This window comes from Achromobacter sp. JUb104 (assembly GCF_024806975.1).
Classification (GTDB): Bacteria; Pseudomonadota; Gammaproteobacteria; order Burkholderiales; family Burkholderiaceae_B; genus Achromobacter; species Achromobacter spanius.
Genome location: NZ_JANUEY010000001.1, coordinates 1036587 through 1056212 on the forward strand (window position 1 = coordinate 1036587; position 19626 = coordinate 1056212).

The 19626-nt window shown below is 64.2% G+C and carries 21 protein-coding genes; 18 read left to right on the top strand and 3 right to left on the bottom strand.

All coding sequences use genetic code 11. The annotated features are described in order from the left end of the window. Positions 1-114: 114 nt before the first annotated feature. The 16 genes from M2361_RS04810 (at position 115) to M2361_RS04885 (ending at position 15526) form a co-directional block, all read left to right on the top strand. On the top strand, positions 115-1332 hold the full coding sequence (locus M2361_RS04810) for an ABC transporter substrate-binding protein (protein ID WP_259246508.1): 1218 nt from the start codon (positions 115-117) through the stop codon (positions 1330-1332). A 10-nt stretch (positions 1333-1342) separates the two neighbouring features. Beyond that, complete coding sequence (locus M2361_RS04815; protein WP_259246509.1) at positions 1343-2185, top strand: MaoC family dehydratase N-terminal domain-containing protein; 843 nt, start codon at positions 1343-1345, stop codon at positions 2183-2185. 45 nt (positions 2186-2230) lie between these two features. After that, complete coding sequence (locus M2361_RS04820; RefSeq protein ID WP_259246511.1) at positions 2231-2974, top strand: SDR family NAD(P)-dependent oxidoreductase; 744 nt, start codon at positions 2231-2233, stop codon at positions 2972-2974. A gap of 16 nt (positions 2975-2990) precedes the next feature. Beyond that, positions 2991-3980, top strand: coding sequence for an NAD(P)-dependent oxidoreductase (locus M2361_RS04825; protein WP_259246515.1), 990 nt, complete (start codon positions 2991-2993; stop codon positions 3978-3980). Then, positions 3973-4851: a branched-chain amino acid ABC transporter permease gene (locus M2361_RS04830; protein WP_259246517.1), complete on the top strand. Its 879-nt coding sequence runs from the start codon at positions 3973-3975 to the stop codon at positions 4849-4851. The genes M2361_RS04825 and M2361_RS04830 overlap by 8 nt, the downstream gene beginning before the upstream one ends. After that, positions 4844-5842, top strand: coding sequence for a branched-chain amino acid ABC transporter permease (locus M2361_RS04835; protein WP_259246519.1), 999 nt, complete (start codon positions 4844-4846; stop codon positions 5840-5842). Before M2361_RS04830 ends, M2361_RS04835 begins: the two co-directional genes overlap by 8 nt. Then, the gene (locus M2361_RS04840; protein ID WP_259246522.1) at positions 5839-6627 is read left to right on the top strand and encodes an ABC transporter ATP-binding protein; all 789 of its coding nucleotides are present in this window, start codon (positions 5839-5841) and stop codon (positions 6625-6627) included. The genes M2361_RS04835 and M2361_RS04840 overlap by 4 nt, the downstream gene beginning before the upstream one ends. After that, positions 6620-7414, top strand: a complete 795-nt coding sequence (locus M2361_RS04845) for an ABC transporter ATP-binding protein (protein WP_259246524.1) — start codon at positions 6620-6622, stop codon at positions 7412-7414. The genes M2361_RS04840 and M2361_RS04845 overlap by 8 nt, the downstream gene beginning before the upstream one ends. Positions 7415-7427: 13 nt before the next feature. Continuing rightward, positions 7428-8366: an SMP-30/gluconolactonase/LRE family protein gene (locus M2361_RS04850; RefSeq protein WP_259246526.1), complete on the top strand. Its 939-nt coding sequence runs from the start codon at positions 7428-7430 to the stop codon at positions 8364-8366. A 200-nt stretch (positions 8367-8566) separates the two neighbouring features. Next, positions 8567-9484, top strand: a complete 918-nt coding sequence (locus M2361_RS04855; protein ID WP_259246529.1) for a tripartite tricarboxylate transporter substrate binding protein — start codon at positions 8567-8569, stop codon at positions 9482-9484. 103 nt (positions 9485-9587) lie between these two features. Next, positions 9588-10790, top strand: coding sequence for a MaoC family dehydratase N-terminal domain-containing protein (locus M2361_RS04860; protein WP_259246531.1), 1203 nt, complete (start codon positions 9588-9590; stop codon positions 10788-10790). Positions 10791-10871: 81 nt separating this feature from the next. Continuing rightward, the gene (locus M2361_RS04865) at positions 10872-12038 is read left to right on the top strand and encodes a CaiB/BaiF CoA-transferase family protein (protein ID WP_259246533.1); all 1167 of its coding nucleotides are present in this window, start codon (positions 10872-10874) and stop codon (positions 12036-12038) included. After that, positions 12035-13306 (top strand): CaiB/BaiF CoA-transferase family protein, encoded by a 1272-nt coding sequence (locus M2361_RS04870; RefSeq protein ID WP_259246535.1) that lies wholly within the window; start codon positions 12035-12037, stop codon positions 13304-13306. The genes M2361_RS04865 and M2361_RS04870 overlap by 4 nt, the downstream gene beginning before the upstream one ends. Positions 13307-13374: 68 nt before the next feature. Then, on the top strand, positions 13375-13956 hold the full coding sequence (locus M2361_RS04875) for a cysteine hydrolase (protein WP_259246537.1): 582 nt from the start codon (positions 13375-13377) through the stop codon (positions 13954-13956). 7 nt (positions 13957-13963) lie between these two features. Beyond that, positions 13964-14776, top strand: a complete 813-nt coding sequence (locus M2361_RS04880; RefSeq protein ID WP_259246540.1) for a CoA ester lyase — start codon at positions 13964-13966, stop codon at positions 14774-14776. A gap of 108 nt (positions 14777-14884) precedes the next feature. Beyond that, positions 14885-15526 (top strand): GntR family transcriptional regulator, encoded by a 642-nt coding sequence (locus tag M2361_RS04885; RefSeq protein ID WP_259246541.1) that lies wholly within the window; start codon positions 14885-14887, stop codon positions 15524-15526. 68 nt (positions 15527-15594) lie between these two features. On the opposite strand, the gene M2361_RS04890 is transcribed toward M2361_RS04885, so the two are convergent. After that, positions 15595-15933, bottom strand: a complete 339-nt coding sequence (locus M2361_RS04890; RefSeq protein WP_259246543.1) for a hypothetical protein — start codon at positions 15931-15933, stop codon at positions 15595-15597. Between the two features lie 214 nt (positions 15934-16147). Between M2361_RS04890 and M2361_RS04895 the strand changes: the two genes are divergently transcribed. Together M2361_RS04895 and M2361_RS04900 are read left to right on the top strand one after the other, a co-directional pair. Continuing rightward, on the top strand, positions 16148-16948 hold the full coding sequence (locus M2361_RS04895; RefSeq protein WP_259246546.1) for a hypothetical protein: 801 nt from the start codon (positions 16148-16150) through the stop codon (positions 16946-16948). A gap of 321 nt (positions 16949-17269) precedes the next feature. Further along, positions 17270-17428, top strand: coding sequence for a hypothetical protein (locus M2361_RS04900; protein WP_259246548.1), 159 nt, complete (start codon positions 17270-17272; stop codon positions 17426-17428). A 544-nt stretch (positions 17429-17972) separates the two neighbouring features. Here M2361_RS04900 and M2361_RS04905 read toward each other — a convergent pair. After that, the gene (locus M2361_RS04905) at positions 17973-18545 is read right to left on the bottom strand and encodes an isochorismatase family cysteine hydrolase (RefSeq protein ID WP_259246550.1); all 573 of its coding nucleotides are present in this window, start codon (positions 18543-18545) and stop codon (positions 17973-17975) included. Positions 18546-18737: 192 nt separating this feature from the next. Then, a complete protein-coding gene (locus M2361_RS04910) occupies positions 18738-19526 on the bottom strand; it encodes a DUF899 domain-containing protein (RefSeq protein WP_259246551.1) in 789 nt (262 codons plus the stop codon). Positions 19527-19626 lie beyond the last annotated feature (100 nt).

The following is a 19626-nucleotide window of genomic DNA, read 5'->3' on the forward strand; positions in this document are numbered from 1 at the left end:
AAATCTATTTTGTTTAGGGAAAGCCCGTATTTTGTCGGTCCGTTAAAGATATAGAATGCATTCTTAGTCGCGCAGCAGACAGCGGCAATCGAAGAACAACCAGGAGACATCACCGTGCTCAGAAGGACTTTTCTTTCCGGCTGTGCCGCGGCAGCCTCGATCTCGCTTCCAGGCTGGGCGCGCGCGCAATCCCAATCGGTTTCCCCGGGTATCGACGTGGCCAGCAAGACGGTCACGGTGGGGGCTTTCACGCCCATTACCGGGCCGGTGCCGTTCTACGCGATTCTTTCCCGCGCGGCCGACGCCTGCTTCCAGTGGGTCAACGACACCGACATGTTGAACGGCTGGAAGATCAAATCGATCACGTATGACGATGGTTATGAACCGGCCCGCAGCGTGGCCGTGACGCGTCGCCTGGTGGAAGAGAACAAGATCTTTGCCTTGGCCGCGCCGGTGGGCACGGCGCAGTCCGTGGCGGTCATTCCCTATGCCAAGGAAGTGGGCCTGCCGATGATTGGCCCGATCGGCGGGGCGACCGCGCTGTTCGCGGAACGGCTGGTGTTTCCACTGTTGCCCGACTACGGCTGGTCGGCAGCGTCCAACCTGGACTATGCGTTCAACGGCCTGGGCGCCGGCCGCGTGGCGCTGCTTTGGGAAAACGACGAACTGGGTCGCTCGGCCAAGCGCGGCTTTGACCTGTTGATGGCGGCGAACAAGAAGCAGGCCGCCGAATCGATTCCGTTTGAAGTGCGCAGCACCGACTTCACGCCGCATATCCGCCGCATCGCCAACGCCAAAGCGGATGTGGTGATCCTGTTCGGGTCCAACGCCAATCTGGCCGCTGCCTTGAAGACCGCTGACCGTCTTGGGTTCCAGGCCAAATGGATGGCGCCGTTCTTCACCGCGGACCCCACCACCTACAAGCTGGCCGGTCGCTTGCTGGATGGTGCGTATTTTTCATCGTGGCTGATGCCCGTGGACGCCGACGACGCCAATATCAAGGCCTATCGCGAGACCGTGGCCAAGCTGTACCCGAACGACCCCATCGGCGTCTTCGGCCTGAACGGCTGGAGCAACGGCGCCTTGTTCGCCAAGGGGTTTCAGATGCTCTTGGCCAGCGGCAAGCCCTTGACGCGCGCCAGCCTGGTTGACGTGATGGAAACGATGACGAATGAAACCGTGGGCGGGGCGCGCCAGGTCACCTTCAAGGCGGGCGACCACCGGGGCGCGCGCCAGGAAGGGATCATTCAAGCGGTGTCCGGCGGCAGCTTCAAACTGGTGCGGGACTTCAAGCCCTATCCGGCGGACGTGTTCGACGCAAAACTAGCTTAGGAGTGCAGGCGTGACCAACGCATACGAAGAATGGGTAGGCCGTGTAGAGGCGCGTACGCAGCGCCTGGACGCAACGGTGGTGCAGGCCATGGCGGCCACGCTGGATCTGGACAGTGCGCCCGGCGACGGCGAACCGCTGCCGCCGGGCTGGCAGTGGCTGTACTTCAATCCGACCGCGCGGCGCAGCGGCCTGGGCACGGACGGTCATCCCCAGCGCGGCGGCTTTCTGCCCCCCATCGAATTGCCGCGCCGCATGTGGGCGGGCAGCCGCGTCCGCTACCTGGCTGACCTGCCGATCGGCTCGGAAGCGACGCGGCGCAGCCGCATCCTGAAAGTCGAGAACAAGGTGGGCAAGCGCGGATCGTTGTGGTTCGTGACCGTTGAGCACACCACGCTTTGCGACGGCGCGGACTGCATCGTGGAAGAGCAGGACATCGTCTACCGCGAGGCCACGCCCGCCGGCACTACCTCGGCCGCCGCCCCGGAACCCTATGCGGGCCAGGCACGCTGGGGCCATGACGTACACCCCGACACGACGCTGCTGTTCCGCTATTCGGCGCTGACCTTCAACGGCCACCGCATCCATTACGACCAGGCCTATGCGCGCAACGAAGAAGGCTATCCCGACCTGGTGGTGCATGGTCCGCTGACGGCCACGCTGTTGCAGCAATTGGCGCTGGCGCATGGCGACGGCCGGGCGCTGGCCAGCTTTGAATTCCGTGGCGTCAGCCCCTTGTTCGTGTCGCGCCCGTTCCGCTTGGAAGGGCATACGAATGAAGATGGCTCGCTGGCGCTGTGGGCGCGCGGGCCAGATGGAGAGTTGGCGATGTCCGCCACCGCGACGCTGCGCTGACGTCCAGCGCGATCCCTAAAAAAAACGATCAGGAGACAAGAGAAGATGGCACAGCATATGAGCGGCCCCGCAAGTCTTGAAGGCCAGGTGGCGTTGATCACGGGCGGCGCGGGCGCCATGGGGCGCGCAATTTCCAAGGCGTTTCGCGAGGCCGGCGCGCGGGTCATCGCCACGGACCGGGTCGAACAGGAAGAGATCGGCGGCGGCATCGACTACCGCCGCTACGACGTGACCTCGCGCGCTGAAACCGACCAGGTCATCGACAAGATCATCGCGGACTACGGCAAGGTGGACATCCTGGTGCTGTGCGCCGGCATCATCGCCCGCACCTCGCTGGCGGACAGCACGGACGATGAATGGGACGCGGTGATGTCCGTCAACGTGCGCGGCGTGGTGAACCCGGCGCGCAAATTATTCCCGCTGATGTGCAAGCAGGGCTTTGGCAAGATCCTGGCGGCAGGGTCGATTGCGGCCAAGAACGGCGGCGTGGCCTCGGGCCCGGCCTACGTGGCGTCCAAGGCCGCCGTGCACGGCATGATGCGCTGGATCGCCAAGGCCGGCGCGCCCCATGGCGTGTACGCCAACACGCTGGCGCCCGGCCCGGTCGAGACCGCCATGTGGGCCAGCGTCACGGGGGGCGGCGCGCCGTCGGCCAACGGCACGGTGCCGCTGGGCCGCTACGGCAACCCCGACGATATCGCGCAGGCGGCGCTGTTCCTGTGTTCGCCGGCTTCCAACTGGATCACGGGCACGTCGCTGGATATCAGCGGCGGCATGTGGATGGACTAAGGCAAGGGACGCCACCATGACAACAGACAAGCATCCCGTGATCGGCTTTATCGGGCTAGGCGTGATGGGCGGCCCGATGTGCCGCAACATGGCGCTGAAGCACCCGGGTGAAGTCATCGCGTTTGACATGAACGCCGAGGCGTTCCAGTTGCTGGAAGGCACCGGCGCGCGCCGCGCGGATTCGGTTGCCACGGTGGCGGCGCAGGCGGACGTGGTGTTCCTGTCCCTGCCGGGCGGCCCCCAGGTAGAGCAGGTGTGCGTGGCGCCCGGCGGCCTCACCGACGGCGTGCGCCGACCCGCCGTGATCGTCGACTTGAGCACCACCACGGTGGCGTCCGCCCGGGGCACGGCCGAGCAGCTTGCCGCGCGCGGCGTGGCCTTTGTGGATGCCCCGGTGGCGCGCACCCGCGAAGCGGCGCAGCGCGGCGAACTCAGCATCATGGTGGGCGCGGACCAGGCGCTGTACACGCGGGTTGAACCGCTGCTGCGCTACATCGGATCAGACGTGACGCGCTGTGGCGAGGTGGGCTGCGGCCAGGTGGTCAAGCTGATCAACAACGCGCTGGTGTTCGAGCACACCGTTGCGCTGGCTGAAATGATGGTGCTGGGCGAACGCGCCGGCGTGCAGCCGGAAGTGCTGCTGGACGCCGTATCCAAGGGTTCCGGCGACAGCTTCGTGCTGCGCAACCATGGCCGCAAGGCGATGTTGCCGCGCCAGTTTCCCGACAAGGCTTTTCCCCCCGAATACGTCTTGAAAGACCTTGGCTATGTGCTGGAACTGGCCGCGCAATCGGGCCTGGCGGCTCATGTGGCCGAGCTGGCCCGGCAGTACTACGCCGCCGCCGTCAGCGGGGGGTATTCGGGGCGGTACTTCCCATCGGTGATTGAACTGATCGACCAGGGCGGAGGCCCGGCCAAGGCCGAATCTCAAGCCTCCCAAGCAGCTCAAGCCTCCCAAGCAGCGTCAGCCGACGCCTTGCCGCCAAGGAGCCGCGCTCATGGATGACCTGATCGGCTTGATCTGGGCGGGCATGGTCAGCGGCTGCCTGTACGCCATGGGCGCGATCGGCATTGTGCTGATCTACAAAAGCTCCAACGTGGTGAACTTCGCGCATGGCAACCTGGCGGGGCTGGCCGCGTTCCTGGTGTTCGGCTTCACGGCCGGGCTCTTCGCGAACATGGCCTGGGGCGCCGCCGTGCTGCTGACGCTGGCCATCATGGTGGCGGTGATGGCGGTCAGCTACTTCCTGATTGCGCCGCTGGTTTTCAAGTCGGACTTGACCAGCACCATCGCTACCCTTGGCGTGGGGCTGATCGCCCAGGGCGCAACCCAGCTTCTGTTCGGCTCGAACGTGGTGTCGCTGGATTTGCCGCTGCCTGCCTGGCGCGGGCAGATGGGCCCGGTTCACGTCACGGCGTATGACCTGGCCGTGCTGGGCACCACCGCGGTGGCCATCGGCCTGCTGTACCTGCTGATCGAACGCACGCGCATCGGCATCGCGTTCCGGGCGGTGTCGGCCAACCCCTTCGCCAGCCGCGTGTGTGGCCTGAACCTGCGCCGGGTGCATCTGTTTTCGTGGGTGGTGGCCGGCTTGCTTGGCCTGGTTGCGTCCTTGCTGATCGTGCCCACTACGTTCTTGTCCTCGACCAGCGTGTCCTCATTCATGCTGCAAGCTTTCGCGGCAGCCGTCGTAGGCGGATTCAACAGCCTGCCGGGCGCCGTGCTGGGCGGCATCTTCATCGGCGTCATCATGAACCTGCTGTCGTTCTACGTGGCGGCCGAATTCAACAACAGCTATCTGCTGCTGACGATCCTGCTGGTGCTTAACGTCTTCCCCAAGGGCGTGCTGGCCATACGCGGAGGTGCCCGTGTCTAGTGTGATGCTATCTACCCGTTCCTTGCCGGCGTCGGTGCCGCAGGGCAGCCAGCCGGTATCCGCGATGCGCCGTTGGTCCTCGGTGATTGGCGTGGCGGGCCTGCTTGCGCTGGCGCTCTTGCCCCTGGCCGCGGGCGGCTACTGGACCTACACGCTGGGGCTGTGCTTCGCCAATGCCATCGCGATCATGTCGGTGAGCTTTCTGGTGCGCTATGCCGGCGAGGTCTCCATCGGCCACGGCGTATTCGTGGCGGCGGGTGCTTACACGGTGGCCTTGATGGAGAAATACCTGGGCGTGTCGCTGCTGGCCAGCCTGCCGGTGGCGGCGATAGCCGGCGCCGTGCTGGGCCTGGCCTTCGCCTTCCCATCGCGGTTTTTGTCAGGCATCTATCTGGCGGTGGCCACGATGGCGCTGGCCCTGGCCTTGCCCGAAGTGCTGCTGCACTTTTCATCGGTGACCGGCGGCTATGAAGGCCTGTACGTGAAGCTGGACGCGCTGCCTGGGCTGGCCAAGGAAACCCAGCGCTACTACCTCCCGCTTGCGGGGCTGGTGTTGGTGGCGCTGCTGCTGCGCCAGTTCCGGCGCTCGCGCCAGGCGATGGCCTTGCTGTTGATCCGCACGTCGCCGCACGCGGCCGAATCATTCGGCGTGCGCCGCAGTTGGGCGCGGCTGTCATGCATGGCCTTGAGCGGCGCCATTGCCGCCATCGCCGGCGCCATGCTGTCGTTCAGTTCGTCCACGGTGTCGCCCAACAGCTTCACCTTATGGACGTCGATCTTCCTGCTGGTCGGGTCGGTGGTCAGCCTGTATTCGCTGGCGGTGCTAGGCAGTTTGCTGGGCGGTCTGTTCCTGACGATGATGCCCTTGCTGCTGGCGGGGGCGGGCGACTGGGTGCCGATTCTGTATGGCTCCGCGCTGCTCATCGTGGTGCTGGGCTTCAATGCCTTGCCCGCCGAAATGCGCGCCAGACTGCACGGAGGCAATCCATGAACGCACACGCCATGGCGGCCGGCGAGGCGCTGATCGTGGAAGACCTGTCGCTGTCGTTTGGCGGCATCCAGGTACTGCAACACATCGCGCTGCAACTGAAGGCCGGTGAAATCACGGGCTTGATCGGCCCCAATGGCGCGGGCAAAACCAGCTTCTTCAATTGCCTGACGGGTTTGTATTCGCCGCAGCAGGGCAGCATCAGTCTGGCAGGCCGGCGGCTGGAAGGCGTGCCGCCCAGCGGGCGCGCCGCGCTGGGCTTTTCGCGCAGCTTTCAACACGTGGCCCTGTGCCCCGAACTGACCGTGGCCGAGAACGTCATGGTGGGTCTGGACAGGCAGTCATCGGCCGGTTGGCTCGACGCCTTCCTGCCTTTGCCGCGCGGCAAGGCGGAACGCGCCCACAACCGGGATCGCGCCTTGGCCGCCTTGGAGCGATTGGGCGTGGCGGACGTGGCAGACACCTATCCCTCGCAACTGCCACCCGGCGTGTTGCGCCTGACCGAGATTGCGCGCGCCATTGCCGGCAAGCCCCGCGTGCTGTTGCTGGATGAGCCGGCCGCCGGACTGAATTCCATCGAGACCAGCGACCTGTCCGCCGCACTGACACGCCTGCGCGCGCCCGATCTGGTGCTGGTCGTGGTTGAGCACGACATGGACCTGATCATGGAAGTCTGCGACACCATTCATGTGTTGAACGTGGGCCGTTTGCTGGCTTCCGGCGAGCCGGCGCAGATCCGGCTGAACCCGGATGTGGTGCGCGTCTATCTGGGAGACGACGATGAATGACACGCCGGCAAGCTTGCTTGAGGTCGACGGCCTGACGGTGCGCTACGGCGCGGGTCCGGTGGTGCATGGCATCGACCTGTCGGTCGGGGCGGCCACCGTGGTCGCCTTGCTGGGCGCCAACGGCGCGGGCAAATCCAGCACGCTGCGTGCCATCGCGGGCCTTGAGCCATCGCAAGGCCGCATCCGGCTGGACGGGCATGACATCTCGGGCCTGTCCGCCGCGCAGCGCTTTCGGCGGGGCATCGTGTATGTGCCGGAAGGGCGCGCCATCGTTACGGATCTGACCGTGGCTGAAAACCTGATCCTGGGTTCGTACTTCGTGGACGCCCGCACCCGGGCGCGCCGCGAACAGATGGTGATGGATTTCTTTCCCGAAATCGCCGGACGGCGCAATGCGCCCGCTGGCCTGCTCAGTGGCGGCGAACAGCAGATGCTGGCGATTGGGCGCGGGCTGATGTCCGGCCCGCGCCTGCTGTTGTTGGACGAGCCGTCGCTGGGTCTGGCGCCTTTGTTGGTGGTGCGGGTGTACGAACGGCTGGCCGTGATCCAGCGCGAACAGCAACTTGCTGCCTTGCTGGTCGAGCAGAGTTTCCACGTGGCGGCCAAGTTGGCCGTGCAGGCCTGGGTGCTGCGCCACGGCCATATCGTGGGCACGCTGGACGAACAGGCGCTGCGCAGCCGCGAAGGCCGGCAACAAGCCATCGACGCTTACTTGGGCGCGCGCCAGACCGCGCAAGCGGCGGTCCAAACTCCGTCGCAAACCCCGTCGCAAACCCACCCCGCATAGGAAGGACACAGGCATGAAGCAACTGAAGCTGCAAGGCGAAGTCATGGCGACCGGGCTGGCGTTTCCCGAAGGGCCGGTTGCGATGCCGGACGGCAGCGTGCTGGTCGTCGAGATCGCGGGCGGGCGGCTGACCCGCGTGTTGCCCAACGGCGAATTGCGTAAGGTGGCGGACCTGGGCGGCGGCCCCAACGGTGCGGCGCTGGGGCCGGACGGGCACTGCTATGTCTGCAACAACGGCGGTTTCAGTTGGCGCACCGATGACGGCTTCACGCGGCCCACCGGCCCCGCTGAGGATTACGACGGCGGCTGCATCCAGCGCGTGGACATCGCCACTGGCGTGGTCCAGACGCTATACACCCACTGCGACGGCACGCCGCTGCATGGCCCCAACGACATCGTCTTCGATGCGCATGGCGGCTTCTGGTTCACGGACTTTGGCAAGACCTTCGAAGACAAGATGCTGCGCGGCGCCGTGTATTACGCGCGGCTTGACGGCAGCGGCATCCGCCGTGCCGCGCATCCCGTGCTGACGCCCAATGGCGTGGGCCTGTCGCCGGACGGCAGCCGGCTGTATGTATCCGAAACCGAGACCAGCCGGCTGTGGTCGTATCCCATTCCAGATGCCGCGTCGGCGCCAGGCCACTTGCAACTGTCGGCCTGGCCGTCACCCAACGGCGGGCAACTGGTGCACGGCTTGCCCGGCTATCAGCGCTTTGATTCCTTGGCGGTGGAAGAGGGCGGCAATATCTGCGTGGCCACCCTGGTGCGGGGCGGCATCAGCGTGTTTTCCGCCGATGGCGAAGCGCTGGAATTCCACGAAGCGCCCGAGGGCTATTGCACCAATATCTGCTTTGGCGGCAGCGACCGGCGCACGGCGTACATCACGCTGTCGGGCCACGGCCAACTCTTTGCCGCACGCTGGCCGCGAGCCGGCCTGGCGCTGAACGGCTGATCCCCATGACCCTGGACACAAAGGACGCCTTGATGACATCCCGCCCGAGTTCCCGCGCGAACGTTCGCGCAACGGCCCATGCGACTCCGCGCGCAACGACCCATGCAAGCTGTCGCACAACGTGCGATACCGCTAGTAGTCGCCGCACCTGGCTGCGCACGGCAATCACCGGAATTTTTGCGCTGGCAGCCGTGGCAAGCATGCCCGCCGCGTTGGCCGCAAGCTGGCCCGACAAGCCCATCCGCATCATCGTGCCGTATGCGCCGGGGCAGGGCGCCGACGTGCTGGCGCGCCTGTTGTCGCAAGACCTGGCCAAGCGCTTGAATCAACCCATCGTGGTCGAGAACCGAGCAGGGGCGGGCGGCAACATCGGGTCGGCCGCCGCCGCTCGCGCCGCCAACGACGGCTACACCTTCTTGCTAGGCACCAACGCCACCAACGCGGCCAACGAATTCCTGTACGCCAACCAGGGCTACGACCCCACCGCCGACTTCACCGGTGTGGCCATGATCGGCTTGCTGCCCATGGTGATCTGCACGTCCGCCGCCGACCTGCCCGCCAATAGCGTGGGCGAACTGATCCAACGCGCCCGCGCCCGACCCGACACGCTGAACGTCGGCTTGCCCAGCACCACGGCGCAGGTGGTGTTCGCGGAGTTCGTGAAATCGGCGCAAGCGCCGCTTTTCGCGGTGAAGTACAAGGCCTCAAGCCAATCATTGACCGACGCCATGGGCGGGCAGATCCCGCTGGTGATTGACACCGTTACCGCCGCGCGTCCGCATCTGGCCAGCGGCAAATTGCGCGCCGTGGGTATCACGTCGCTCAAGGCCAGCGACATGCTGCCTGGCGTGCAGCCCGTGTCCGAGCAGGGCGTGCCCGGCTTCGACGTTGTGGCCTGGGACGCCTTGTTCGCCCCGCGCGGCACACCCGCGCCGATCATCCGGCAAATGAGCGAACAGATCCGTCTGGTGCTGGAGCAACCCGAGATGCGCCGCAAGATGCTGGACATCGGCGTCGAACCCTTGGTGATGCCGCCCGCGCAGTTGAATGCATTCGTCAACGATGAACGCCAGAAGTGGGGCGCCATCATCAAGGCGGCCGGCATCCGTATTGAATGAACCTTTGAATAACCCCGCCTTATCAACCCCTTTTTTTACGTACTTGAAGAATGCATTCTGCATTCTAGCGATAGGTAAAGGAGTCGCAACCGTGAGCAATGTCATGAACCTTCCCCAATCCGATGTCGGCAACGCCCCCGCCGAAGGCCTGATCACCGACGAAGCCATCGCCGCCGCGCGCGCCATGATCGGCTTGCACCTGCGCCCCGAAGGGCCGTACCTGCAAGACGCCACGGCCGACACCTTGCGCAACTGGTGCAACGGTATTGGCGACCTGAACCCGCTGTATCGCGACGCGGGCTACGCAGCGGGCACCCGCTACGGCACCTTGCTGGGCCACCCGATGTTCCCGATGGCATTCGGCTGGTTGGGCCGCACCCGCTGGGGTCTGCCGGGCGTGCATGGCTTCTATGCCGGCAACGACTGGGAACTGTTCCGCCACGTGCGTCCCGGCGACCGCATCACCGCCATTGAACGGGTGGTGGGCGTGGAGGAAAAAGAAAGCAAGTTCTCGGGCCGCCTGGTGCTGCAGTACGTCGAGGCCAGCTACTACAACCAGCGCGGCGAACTGGTTGCCCGCGCCCTGGGCACGTGCACGCGCCACGAACGCAAGGCGGCACGCGACACCGGCAAGTACAAGGAAATCGTCCAGCACGAATACGCCGACGAAGAGCGCGACCGCATCGACCAGATGGTGCTGGACGAGCCGAAGAACATCCGTGGCGCCAACGTGCGCTATTGGGAAGAAGTGCAGGAAGGCGAAGAACTGCCCACGATTGCGCGCGGCCCCTTGTCGCTGATGGACACGATGGGTTTCCTGGTTGGATGCGGACGCGGCCACACGCACGGCGTGGTGTTGCAGGCGGCGGTGAAGCACCCGGGCCACTTCTTCCGCAATCCGGAAGCGGGTGGCGGCGTGGAATACACCGGCATCGGCCATCACCGCGAATCGGTCGCGAAGGAAGTGGGCGTGCCGGGCACCTATGACTACGGCCCGCAACGCTCGTCGTGGATGTGCTCGCTGGTGACCAACTGGATGGGCGACGCCGGGGTCATCAAGCGCGTGCGCACCGAAATGCGGCGCTTCAACATCATGGGCGACACCACGTTCTGCAAGGGCAAGGTGCTGCGCAAGTACGTCAAGGACAACGTCGGCCTGGTCGACATTGAACTGGCCGCCGAGAACCAGCGCGGCGAACTGACCACGCCGGGGATCGCCACCGTGGCACTGCCGTCGCGCGACGTGCGCCTGCCGGCCTTCCTGGATGGCTCCGGCGTGGACCTTGAATTGCCCGTGACCCGTTGATCCGTTCACCCGTTGACCCGTGACCCGTGGACCGGTGATTCCTTCACCGGTCCACGGCCGTAACCTTGCGAGACAGCCCTTATGCAGTCCTACGAACCGCAACACACCACCACGCTGCCCTTGTCCGGCTGCCGGGTCCTGGAGCGCTCGAACACGGTCGCGGCCGCCTATGCCGGACGGATGCTTGCCGTGATGGGTGCGCAAGTCGTCATGCTGGAACCGCCCGGCGGGTCGCGGCTGCGGCAGGCGCCGCCGCTGATCGACGACAGCGATGAGAGTGCGCTGTTCGCCTATCTGGCCGTGGGCAAGCGCAGCCTGGAAGCCGATTTGACGCAGGCCGAAGGCCGCGAATTGCTGGCGCGCGAATTGGCGGGGGCAGACATCCTCATCGACGACACGCCCGTGCAAGCGCGCGCGACACAGGGCTTGTCGCCAGATCAGGTCTCCCGCGACTGGCCCGACTTGGTCCACGTCAGCGTGCTGCCGTTTGGCGCAACCGGACCAAAAGCAGACTGGGACGGCGAAGAGGTCAATCTGCTGCACGCGGGCGGCGAAGGCTTCCTGCTGCCCAACGGCTTGTCGCACGAGCTGTTCCCGGATCGGCCGCCCTTGAAAATCTACGGCCACTTCGGCGGCTACCAGGGCGGCGCGATGGCCGCGCTATGCGCGCTGTCGGCCTGGTGGGCCGTGCCGTCCGGCGGCGGCCAATACGTGGATGTGTCGGTGCAAGACGCGGTCCTCTCCGTGGGCGCGTTCGCCTTGCAACGCCTGGGCGACGGGTCGCTGGAACACCGCGCAAGCCGCCGCTTCCGCTACGGCGGCGTGTTTGAAGCGCAAGACGGCTACATCGAATTGCTGACGCTGGAAGACCGCCAGTGGCGGTCGTTGGTGGATCTGCTGGGCCAACCAGCCTGGGCAGCGGACCCGGGCCTGCGCGACCCCCTGGAGCGCAGCCGTCGGGGCGATGAAATCAATGGCCATATCCGGGAGTGGATGGCGCGCCACACGGTCGAAGACATCGTCCGGCGCGCGCAGGAATTGGGCGTGCCCGCCGCCAAATACCGCTTGCCCGCTGAAGTGATAGAAGGCGAACAGGAACGCGCACGCGGTCTCTTTGCGCCCGCCGTATTGGCCAGTGGCCGCGAGGCCGAGATCTTGGTCGCCCCGTTTCAGTTTCGCTGTACCCCATTGCCGCGCGCGGGCGCCGTGCCCGCCTTGAACGAGATGGCACAGGAGGCCACCGCATGAGTCAGGCCCAGGCACGTTCCCCGCAGACCGATCGCCTGCGTGCGCCGCTGGCCGGCGTGCGCATCGCGGACTTCACCATTCACGCAGCTGGCCCGTTCTGCACGCACCTGCTGTCTCAACTTGGGGCCGAGTGCATCAAGATAGAAAGCGCTACCCGGCCCGATGCGTTTCGCAAGCCGCATGCGGTCTATGGCCGCATGTCGGCCGCCACGTTTGATCAGGTGTCGGCCAACAAGCTGTCGGTGCGCCTGAATCTGAAGCAGCCCGAAGCCGTGGCGCTGGCCAAGCGCATCGTTGCGCTATCGGAAGTGGCCGCCGAAAGTTTCCGCCCGGGCGTGATGCAGCGCCTGGGGCTGAGCTTTGAGGCGCTGCGCGAGGCCAAGCCTGACCTGGTCTTGCTGTCCCTGTCGTCCTGCGGCCAAAGCGGCCCCGACTCGCACTTTGCAGGCTACGCACCGCTCTTTGGCGCTTGGGGCGGCTTGGGGTGGATGAGCGGATACCGCGACGGCCCGCCCGTAGAAATGCGCCACGTCATGGACCACGCGGCAGGCGTGCATGCGGCGCTTGCCACCCTTGCCGCTTTGCACCAGCGCCGCCGCACCGGCCAGGCCCAGCATGTGGACCTGGCCGCGCGTGAAGTGGCATCCGCCATGATCGGCGACGCGCTGGTGCTGGCCAGCCTGGGCATCACCCCCGAACGCCCGGGCAATGCGGACCTGGACATGGCGCCGCATGGCGTGTATCCCACATCGCAGCCCGACCGCTGGCTGACACTGGCCATCCGCAACGACGCCGAATGGCAGGCATTGGTACGCACGTTGGGGCAGGGCGAGAGCGAGGGCATCAGCAGCAGCAACAGTAGCGGCAACGGCGCCGGATATGCCCGCTACGCCACGGCCGCGTTACGTCGGCAGCACAGCCAGGAACTGGACGACACGCTGACACGGTGGTTGTCGACCTGTGATGCGGACGCCACCGCCGAACGCTTGCAGCAAGCCGGCGTATGCGCCCACGTCTCGTGGACGATGCAGGACGTGGCGTCGGACCCGCACCTGAGCGCGCGCGGCGCCGTCACCACCGTGCAGGCGCCAGACATCCCCGCCCGTTTGGCGGTTGGCGCACCCGCCCGCTTCAGTGGGGCGGACCAGGTCGGCATCCGGCGCTTGACCCCCGCCCTGGGCCAGGACGAGGATTATGTTTTCGGAGAACTGCTGGGGCTTGGCGCACAGCAACGCGCCGACCTCGAAAGGCGCGAGGTCATTCTTTAACCAGTCCCCACCTTTTTGCGCCATTCAACGCAGCGTGAACAAACACCCCTGATTTAAAGGAGCCATCAATGAAGGACGCCATCTACCTAGTGCTGGACATGGAAAACGATCTGGTCCATGCCGACGGTCCCAACGGCCGCGCCGCCTACGGAGAGCAGGTGCGCAGCCGCGCCATCCTGGAAAACACCCGCCACGCGCTGGACAAGGCCCGCGCCGCCGGCCTGCACATCGGCTTCGTGCGCGTGGGCTTTTCGCCCGACTACCGCGAATGCCCGCCCCATTCCCCCATCTTCTCGGGCGCGCGCAAGAACGGCATCTTCAAGCTGGGCGAGTGGGGCACGCAGGTGCACCCCGACCTGGGGCAACAACCGGGCGACTTTGACATCATCAAACACCGCGTCAGCCCCTTCTACAGCACCACGTTGGAAGCCGTGTTGCGCGCGCACGGCATCAAGCGGATCTATTGCTCGGGCATCTCCACCAACGCCGTCGTGCAGGCCACCGTGCGCGAAGGGCATGACCGCGACTACGACATGGTGGTGCTGGAAGACTGCTGCTGCGGCCTAAGCACGGAAGAGCACGACAACGCCATCAAAAGCCTGCAACGCTTTTGCCGACTCACCAATTCCAAAGATGTGGTCTTTGAATGAGGCGCCTGTGAACGCTCCTTCCCGCAGCCTGTTGTTTGTACCGGGCGACCGCCCGGACCGTTACGCCCGCGCCGCGTCCAGTGGCGCGCATGCGGTCATTCTGGACCTGGAAGATGCCGTCGCGCCCGCCGCCAAGGCGCAAGCGCGCATCGACGTGGCCGCCTGGCTGGCCCAAGGCGGCCAAGCCATCGTCCGCATCAACGCCGCCGACACCGACTGGTATCAGGACGATCTGCAAGCCGTTCGCGCCGCGCCCGGCGTGGGCGTCATGCTGCCCAAGGCCGACGCCCACACCGTGGCGCACACCCTGCTGGCCTTACCCGGCAGGCCCATCATCGCCTTGCTGGAAACGGTGCGCGGCTATATGGACCTGCACGCCATGGCGCGGCAGGCAGGCGTTGAACGCATCGCCTTTGGCAGCGTGGACTTTGCCGTGGACAGCGGCATTGCCGACGAAGCCGATGCCATGACCGCCATCCGCACCGACATCGTGCTGGCCTCCCGGCATGCCGACCTGGCCCCGCCCATCGATGGCGTCAGCCTGGAATTCAACGACCCCGACCAGATGCTGGCCGATGCGCGGCGCGCGCGGCAGCTTGGGTTCGGCGGCAAGCTCTGCATCCACCCCCGCCAGGTCGCCGCCGTCAATGCCGCCTATTTACCCACCGCCGACGAACAAGCCTGGGCCCGGCGCGTGCTGGCCGCCTTCGACGCCAGCCATGGCGCCGCCACCGCCCTGGACGGAAAAATGATCGACAAACCCGTCGTCGAACGCGCCCGCCGTATCGCCGCGGAATCCCAAGGTGCCGCCATGGCTTAACGGTTAGAATCTGCCCCATAGGGGCTTCGCGGCCTGTAATCAGGGTTTTACCCAGGCGGGTTTAATCCAAGGTTTAACCGGCAAGTCCGGGCCACTCAGGCTTAATAAATGGAATACCGTACGAAAGAGGAACAAGTCGCGGATTACTTGCGAGAGCGCATTATCTCGGGCGTATTTCCGCGCGGGTCACGCTTGAAGCAGGCCGAGATCGCAGAACAACTGAAGCTCAGCATCACGCCGGTGCGCGAGGCGCTCAAGCTGCTTGAAGCCGAAGGCTATATCAGCGGGGATTCCTACCGAGGCGCGCGCGTCGTACCGTTCGATGCCGGCGCATCCGCCGAAATCCTGCAACTGCGTTTGTTACTGGAATCGCAATTGGTGCGCGCCGCCGTCGAAAGAATCACCACGCAAGACATCACCGAACTGCGCGTGCTGGCCAATGACTTCGCCAAAGCCTTCGAAACCGGCGACCGCGCCATTGCGCGCGGCATCAATTACCGCTTCCACCGCCAGCTCTACGACATTGCGCAGTTGCCGCAAACCTTGCACTTCGTGCAGATCCTATGGGCGCGTTACCCATTTGATTTGATCAATTCCGCGTCAAATCGCGGCCAGGATGCGGTGCGAGAACACGAAGAGATCCTGCAAGCGTTTGCCTCGGGAGATGCGTCAGCGGCCATGTTGGCGATGCGCAAGCATATTGAATCGGGGTGGACGGTGTTGAAGTCGCTGAGTGAACCGGGCGGCTGATCATTGGCGTTGTCGTCGACGCAGTCAGCGGCTTGGTCAGCGGCTTGGTCGGTCACCGGGTCAGCAGCCTAATCAGCAGCACGCCACGACTTGCGCCGCGAGGCTTTCGGCTTGGGCGCTACCCCCATGCGCGGGTCCCGATCCAATGCCAGTCTTACCAACGTAGCGGCGCGGGACTCAAACGCTTCGTCGGTTTGCGGCAGGTACAGCCACTTACCCAACTCTGGATGCTCCAACAGACCCGGCACGTCCGCCATCAGCGCCGCATGCTGCTCGCGCGATGTGCACACCATGACCCCGTCCCAGGGCGGTTCACGGTCGGCCACCACCAGATACAGCGACTCATCCAGATACGCCGCATCGCAGCCGAACATCTTGCGGCGTTGGTAGGCGGCGTCACGTTCCATGGGCTCCAGAATCCATGCTAGCGAATTCACGCGGGCAGGGGAGCGCTTGCGAGGCGGCGCGAAGAGGTCGGACGAGGGGGATGACGATTTACTCATGTGGGCAAGTTTAGGCGGACCGGGCACTATCGTTCACCTGGAATTTTTCATTTAGACTTTCGAGGTTTGCCCACGAATTGCAAACCGTTAACCTCGGAATTCGCCAAGCGCATCCCCCATGTCTGAACATCACCAATTCATTTGCCCACGCGATTTTCACCTGCCGCCGTCCGATTGGCAGGCCCTGGAAGCGCAACTGCTGAAAGGCGGATACGTGCTTGAGCCACGCGGCCGGCAAGTTCCGTATCGCGCCATCTTCAACCTGGGGTTTGGCGTGGCCGGCCTGAATGAAGGCTCATATCAAAACCCGGAACCCGTGGGCACACCTGGCGACTTGCTTGCGCGCTATGTGCAGGCCGGCCATCTGCCCGCCAACCTGCCGATTCGGCATGACGCAACCATCGAAGAAACGCTGAGCCTGCTGGCGCAACATGGCATTACGCCTGACCCGCTATACGACGATTACGAAAACAGCGACTGGCACAGCCCGCAATACTGCCTTGGCCCCGCCGCGCGCCCCTACCTAAGCGCCGAGACCCGCGAGGCCTATGACGCAGACCCCAGGAATTTTCCGTTAATGCTGCTGGCATTCAACGGCCCGAACCCCAGCGTGGCGGTCGGAGAAAACCTGTCCGAGCCGTGCCTGCCCGGTTCCGACGAACCCTTGGAATCGCTACCGCCATTTGATTCGCACGTGGATTTCATCGGCGCGGCGTATGAGGACCCGGCTGCGCAATGGCACTGCGAGGCAAATGGTTGCGCCTACCGCATCCTGGAACTGGACTGGCGCTATAGCCTGGCAATGGGGTTTCGGATGGTGCGCATGGAATGGCTGGATGAAGAAAGCGCGCGAGGCATCGCCAGGCTGATTGGCGAACTGACCGGCCAGGCGATGGTGTGTAGCCATCGGCATTTGTGATGGTCGGTGGGGATAGGCGCTGCGGTCATCTGGGCGTTCAATTGCCGAGATAACTGGCGAGAAGTTTGTACGTGTAATGTGCTGAACGGGGAATTGACGGGACGGCAATTGCGATGTCGGTGAAGTCGGACCGTGACGCTAAAAGTAGGACTCTTTCACGGTGTTTATGGGCGGTTATTGCGAGTGTTTTTGGGTGTCGACGGTCTATGATGGATGGTCGTATCGAACAGCAATTTGACCTTTTGATGTGGCCCAAAGCAGATCGAAGGTCGTTACCGTTCAAGTGCCCGTCCAAGCCAAAGTCGATCCAGGAGTCGAGCCATGATCAAGCGCGATGAATTCCTCGCTTCAGAAATTCGAGAGTTGGAGAAGATGCTGAAGGACATCCCTGCGTCAGCGGCGATACAACGCATCTCCATTCATAATCGTTTGAAGACAGTTCGCGCTGCGCTCGAGCGGGAGCGCGCTTCCTCACAATAAAAGTCAACGTGGGCGAAGGCGTCCTCGGCACGCTGAACGCGCTTCCCGATTGACGCGGTAAGGGGCTGCCATCGGCTCGGATAAAGTGTCAGACTGCAATTTCGGCGGTGTTAATTGCAGACTGAATCCATTGATAAGTTCAAGGTAGCTCGATGAGAAAAAGTTTCGCACTCCTGGCTTTATCGACCGCGCTCCTGACGGGATGCGGCCCAAACAAAATCATTGTAGATCTGCCTTCGCCCCAGGGCCAATACCACGTTGAAGTCCGCCAATGCGCTCAGCCGGGCTCCATGTCATCTACGGCGCAAACCCAGGTCTCGGTCCTGAAGTCCGGCGTATCAGAAAACTGCCAGTCCGCGGTGAATGCGTTGGCGCAGTTCCAGTCGTCTTCGCCTGACGATCAACTGCAACTGGAATGGCTCTCGGAGGCGGAGCTCCGGGCATGGCATCCCGGATTTGATCCGAAGTCCGGGCCTCGTTCCGCTTCATACAAGGCTGATAACCCGGTCAAGGTGATATTTGCGCCGGCCAAGTGATCAGCACGCTACGCCAGCAATGCCAGCGCGTCGGCAAGCGACAGCACGGTGGTGCGCGACGCGAACGCCGTCGAAAACAGGTGCTCGTGCACAATCGGATCTGGGTCGTAGCAGCAGTCTTTGACGGTAAATAATCGGTAGTCCGCGTCGCTTGCATGCGCGATCGACGACAGCATGACGCCGGTGGACGCAATGCCCACCATCAGCAGCGTATCGATGCCTTGGGCCGATAGTCGCAATTCAAGGTCCGTACCAAAAAACACGCTGGCGCGATGGGCGATGATGATCGGCTCGTCAGGCTGCCGGCCCAATTCCGGCGAAATCTGATCGTCGGTGAATAACCCCAGTTGTTTGATGCCTTGCCCGTTCTTGTTTAACGGACTGACCTCGGGATAGCCGGGGCTGAACCGAATCTGCGCGAAGTAAACCCTGATCCCTTGGCGCCGTGCCGCGTCGCAAAGCGTGCGCGTATTCGCCAGCAAGGTGGGCGCGACCGAGGGGAACAGATTGATGATGTCGGTCTGATAATGCATGACCAGCAACGCGCTGCGGGCGGGCACGAGGGTGTTCATGGTGCTCATTTTCTCCAGATCCTCACGTGCGTCAGCCTAGCCGCGCCACACCGTTTCGATATTGTTGTCATCGACATCCTGATTCGAAACCAGTCTGCATTTTTTAGCACGAGCCGATCGGAATATTGCAGTCAGACTGCATAAAAAATGACGGGCGTCCCCGCTTTACGCTGAACGCCCTTGCCAAGTAACGCGGTGCGGCTACGCCGCTGGCTTGCCTTTATTGCAGCATTGCTCCATGAGCGCCTTGTCTGCGGCCTCGGACACCTCGACCCACTCGTGATCCGGCGGCGCATCCGGCACATAACTGTCGTGCCAGTTCCACCAGGTGTACGCCGGCGTCTGCGGATACCCTTCAGGCGAATCCTCCCAAGCCTCCTGCCGGCCCAACGGCGTGATGTCCAGGTAGTTCCATGTGCCACCCATTTGCTCGTCGCCACGGTTATTCAAAAAGTACGTGCGGAAAATGCGGTCGCCATCGCGAAAGAACACATTCGTTCCATGCCATTCGTCCACGCCAAAATCTGCGTCGAAGCTGTCAGTGATCGTGAACCACGGCATCGTCCAGCCCATGCTGGCTTTCAAGCGGGCGATGTCGGCTTGCGGGGCGCGCGAAACAAAGACCAGCGTGGTGTCGCGGGCATTCAAGTGGGCCAGGTGCGCCACTTGATCGGCCACCATGGAACAGCCTCGGCATGCGTACTCGGGCCAACCGTGCACACCGGGTTCGAAGAAGGCGCGATAGATGATGAGCTGGCGGCGCTTGTCGAACAGGTCGCGCAGCGTCAGCTTGCCGTTCGGGCCGTCGAATGTGTATGGCTTGTCGACAGGCGTCCAGGGCATGCGGCGGCGCTCGGCGGCCAGGGCGTCGCGGGCGCGGGTTTGGGCTTTTTCTTTCAGCAGGAGCTGCTGGCGCGCGGCTTCCCATTCGTCGGCAGAGACGACGGGGGGCGTCTGCATGCGGCCCGTGGGTTCAGTGGCAGCGGTCATGGCGGTGTTACCTCCGGTGGTGATTCCTTCTTGGCTAGGATGAACGGCGGGATGCATGACAGCCCGCCGTGTAAGGGTGCTTACGGATAGTGTTGCACCA